This window comes from Pseudovibrio denitrificans JCM 12308 (genome assembly GCF_001310815.1).
In the GTDB taxonomy this organism is placed as follows: Bacteria; Pseudomonadota; Alphaproteobacteria; order Rhizobiales; family Stappiaceae; genus Pseudovibrio; species Pseudovibrio denitrificans.
Genome location: NZ_BAZK01000073.1, coordinates 1 through 1,275, shown reverse-complemented (window position 1 = coordinate 1,275; position 1,275 = coordinate 1). Strand labels below are relative to the sequence as shown.

The window sequence follows — 1,275 nt, the reverse complement described above, 5'->3', positions numbered from 1 at the left end:
GGGGCACTTCGATGGGCACCTTCTGGGTCAGGGCGCCAAAGCTGCTGGTGTGCTGGGTATAGGTTTTATCCGGAGAGACGAACTGGTCGTTTTCCAGGGCGACACTGGCTGGGCTATTAAAGACCATAGCGGCGCATAGCGCGGTAAGAAACACCGCTTTTGGCTTGCGGCCAGATGCCTGGCCAGCCAGATGATGATCACGAGAGAATTTGGAAAACATAGTCAGCCCAACCATTAGAAACTGGCTGAGGCTGTAGTTTTATCCCGTTCCATTCAAGGGATTAAAAGACGCAGATACAGCTCAAGAGCAGGATCCATGAGCCGGATTGCGATTTATTGTGCGCAATACATGGATAGACGGCCAATTATCATTAATTAAATGAGTATTATTCAGTGGAATTAATTGGTGTGGTAAAACTAGCTAAAAATTCTGACTTGGAAATTGCTGACATTATCCATCTTCAGAACGTACTTGTCGGGTAGTTGCTATAGCTGTCAGATTAATCACATATGGGCAATGCGCTTCCTTAGCTGCAAAAACTTCAGGATCGAACCTGAAGACATCTGCATGGAGAACTCCAGGAGCATCATACTCGGGCTGGATTAGCCCAGCCCAAGTAAAGACGAAACTTAATCGCAATAGTCTCCATGAGGTTTTTCGCTGCTAGTGGATGATGTTTTTTTAATTCTAGTTCCGGACTTCTTCCAAGATGTGTGAGTTGCAGTTCCATTGGGATAGGTTGTTTTAGAACGCTTGTATTGATCATAACGCGTTTCATAATGCTTTGTGACCCTTCCTGACCCGCTACAATAACTGCCGATAACTTTTACGAGCCGACGCCCCTTATAGTCTTCCTTGTTTTCTGTAGTTCTAATACACTTGTCACCTTCCGCTAAGATCGTACCAGTGGCGTTTTTACGGACATAAGTAGTACCGTTTGCTCGTCGATATGTTTGCTCATGGATGGTTTTTACAAAAGAGTTACACCCTTCATAATAGCGAGTATCTTCTTGCGGAACTTCGCGGCTGGATATCAGAGTAAAGTTCCCTGATGTGAAAAAACGAAAATCCTCTTGTCGTAGATTGCTCAACTCAACATTCCATAAGAGCAAGGAAGAATTCTTACTAAACGGGATGCGTGTATGTGCACCATCTTGAACAGCTATAAGCAGGAGACTTGCTAAGTCGTTCGCAATGATCTTCTCCAATGCGATTTCATCTCCAGCTTTAAAGTCCTCAATAATGTCGTGCCCGAAAATAGGCTCGTCAAAGAC

2 protein-coding genes are annotated in these 1,275 nt (G+C 44.6%); both read right to left on the bottom strand.

The annotated features are described in order from the left end of the window. Positions 1-220, bottom strand: a 220-nt coding sequence (locus tag JCM12308_RS27475; protein ID WP_164845407.1) for a hypothetical protein, incomplete at its 3' end; no start/stop codon positions are given. A gap of 410 nt (positions 221-630) precedes the next feature. Further along, positions 631-1,275: hypothetical protein (locus tag JCM12308_RS28470; protein ID WP_164845406.1), on the bottom strand; the 645-nt coding region annotated here is incomplete at its 5' end.